Origin of the sequence: Wolbachia endosymbiont of Drosophila bocki, from assembly GCF_028982005.1 — a bacterium.
Taxonomy (GTDB): Bacteria; Pseudomonadota; Alphaproteobacteria; order Rickettsiales; family Anaplasmataceae; genus Wolbachia; species Wolbachia pipientis.
This window is the reverse complement of the sequence record NZ_JAPQLG010000031.1, coordinates 1-1,926: the sequence shown is the minus strand read 5'-3', so window position 1 is coordinate 1,926 and position 1,926 is coordinate 1. Positions and strand designations below refer to the sequence as shown.

General features: G+C 32.7%; 3 protein-coding genes. All 3 read right to left on the bottom strand.

The annotated features are described in order from the left end of the window. Positions 1-54: 54 nt before the first annotated feature. From OZD61_RS00565 to OZD61_RS00555, 3 genes are read right to left on the bottom strand one after another with little or no spacing between them, the layout of a single operon-like run. Positions 55-414, bottom strand: coding sequence for a hypothetical protein (locus OZD61_RS00565; protein ID WP_274979456.1), 360 nt, complete (start codon positions 412-414; stop codon positions 55-57). A 49-nt stretch (positions 415-463) separates the two neighbouring features. Then, positions 464-1,138 (bottom strand): orotidine-5'-phosphate decarboxylase, encoded by a 675-nt coding sequence (gene pyrF / locus OZD61_RS00560; protein ID WP_274979455.1) that lies wholly within the window; start codon positions 1,136-1,138, stop codon positions 464-466. Positions 1,139-1,189: 51 nt separating this feature from the next. Further along, positions 1,190-1,549, bottom strand: a complete 360-nt coding sequence (locus OZD61_RS00555) for a hypothetical protein (protein WP_274979454.1) — start codon at positions 1,547-1,549, stop codon at positions 1,190-1,192. Positions 1,550-1,926: the final 377 nt, after the last annotated feature.

Sequence of the window (1,926 nt, the reverse complement as noted above, 5' to 3'; positions counted from 1 at the left end):
ATAGATATGCCTCTTTCTTAACTATGCTTATTCTACCTCATATTTTCGAGATCCTTAACAGGTTCTAACACCAGAGCGAGATTCAAATATCATCTCAAATGCTCCATAACAACTATCAATACCAAAATTAATTATTTTTTCCATAAAATCAATTACCTCTTCTAAGGAAATTTGTGGCTTATTCCTCAAGATAACTTCTAAACTCTTGACAAAATTATGCCCATGCTGACCCATAGCATGGGTTTTCCCATTTATTGTATAATGATATAGCTTCTTATTTTCTATTATATGCTTATTGCACTGGTAGATATGTAGCTTATTCAATTTGCCAGAATATTCCTCTATTTCCTTATCTGGTAATTTTGAGCGGAATTCCTTGATTACTTCGCGTATTATTCTATTGATATTACTCATGCTTATTCCTAATTAATATGTTAGTATTTTTATAAATTAAGTTATTATATTAAAATTCTTTCATGGATTTCAATATTAGCTCCGCACTACTTGTAGTTTTTGTAATGGGTCTGCCAATGACGATATAATCAGCTCCTGAATTTATTGCTTCTTTTGGTGTTGCTGTTCTTTTTTGGTCGTCATGACCTGGATCTATACGAATTCCTGGAGTAATAATTTTAAAGTCTTCACCGCATTCTCGGCGCACTTCTTGAGCTTCTAGTGCAGAACAGACTACTCCATGGAGTCCAATCTTTTTTGCAAGCTTTGCAAGCAAAATTACCTGTGATTTTGCCTCTCTTGCTACTCCAAGCTCATTTAAATCCTCATTGCTCATACTAGTTAGCACTGTCACTCCAATCAGCTTTATTTTTGTGCCTTGCACTACACTTAGCGCTTCTTCAAGCATTTTTGTTCCACCGCTGATGTGCAGAGTTAACATTTCAACGTTCAGAACTTTTATTACTTCAACTGTTTTAGTTACAGTGTTTGGAATGTCATGCAATTTCAGATCTAAAAAAATTGGTACATTGCATTTTGCAACTTCTTGCACTCCAGAGAGACCATGAGCAGCAAAAAATTCTAACCCAAGTTTTACCATACCAACTTTACCACGCAGAGTATTAGCTAGAGAAATAGCCTTATTTAAGTCTTGTGTATCCAGTGCGCATATTATTGGGTTCATTGTATACTTCCTTGCATGATTTATTTTATAATAAGACTAATTGTTGTATTTTCAAGTTCTTGCACTCTGATTGGATTGACTGTATTCATTTAATAGAGATAAAGGTTTGGTCGGAGTGGATAAACGACTGCTATATCCAGAATCTTCCTCAGACTCATATCCAGGATCTCTTGTATGTAAAGGAACAGATGTTTCGTCTGGCAATGATACATATATAAGATCTTCCAGCGAAGAAGCAGGCGTTTCGTCTGGCAAAAGTCGTGCAATTTCTTTTTGTAACGCAAGCTTTAATATTTGAGTCGTGTTTAATATTGCTTTTTCATCATTATCTCCTGTTAGTCCTTCTATTTGGTCTGTTATACAGTTTATCAACAGTTGCATAAAATTTACTTGTTCTTTCTTCTCTTTCAAAAAACCTTCTTCAAGTTGTTCTATTTGACTATCTCGCTCTAAAAGTGAATTTCTTAAACTTTTTACTTCATTATTACAATCTTTTCTTACCTCGTCTAACTCAAAAGACTGATTTTCAATTAAACCATTTGCTTCATCTAACTCTTCAAATTTCTTTTTTAATTCTTGAGATAAGTTTTTATTTTTCTGATTAATTTCTTTAAATCTACATTGTAGCTCATCTAATTCTACATAAAGTTCTTCTTGTCTTTTATATAATTCTTCTTTTTTATTATATAATATATGTTTTTCTTTACATAATCTTTCTATTTTCTTAGAACCTGTTTAAAATCTTCGTAATAGGAGAGAAATGAAGGAAAGGACAATCATTTGCAAGC

Excerpts from the sequence above, each read along its gene's own strand:
- OZD61_RS00565 (WP_274979456.1), bottom strand. The coding sequence starts at position 414 with ATGAGTAATATCAATAGAATAATACGCGAAGTAATCAAGGAATTCCGC.
- pyrF (WP_274979455.1), bottom strand. The coding sequence starts at position 1,138 with ATGAACCCAATAATATGCGCACTGGATACACAAGACTTAAATAAGGCT.